Origin of the sequence: Pseudomonas sp. E45-MNA-CIBAN-0222 (assembly GCF_040310405.1) — a bacterium.
Lineage (GTDB): Bacteria > Pseudomonadota > Gammaproteobacteria > Pseudomonadales > Pseudomonadaceae > Stutzerimonas > Stutzerimonas stutzeri_AC.
In genome coordinates, this window is sequence record NZ_JBEOPU010000200.1 from 1 (window position 1) to 245 (window position 245).

The following is a 245-nucleotide window of genomic DNA, read 5'->3' on the forward strand; positions in this document are numbered from 1 at the left end:
GCGTTGGCGCACGTAACCGTAGGACGCCGAGTGGCCATTGCGGGCAGTGATGATGTATCCGTTGCCGGCAAAGATATGGGTTTCGATAAACTCCAGCTTGCCTTCATGGCGAACCGGCGAGTAGGTCACGATAAACAGCGCATCGCCGAAGGTTTCCAGCTTGGGCCGGCTGTGTTTTTCCAGGGCATCTTCGATGGCCAGTTCATGCAGGTTGAACTGGCGTTGCAGATTGGCCAACTCCTGGG

General features: G+C 56.7%; 1 protein-coding gene. It reads right to left on the minus strand.

Annotation, left to right across the window (positions count from 1 at the left end; translation table 11 throughout):
- The coding region (locus AAEZ08_RS23320; protein WP_500125234.1) for a CorA family divalent cation transporter at positions 1-245 on the minus strand (245 nt) is incomplete at both ends.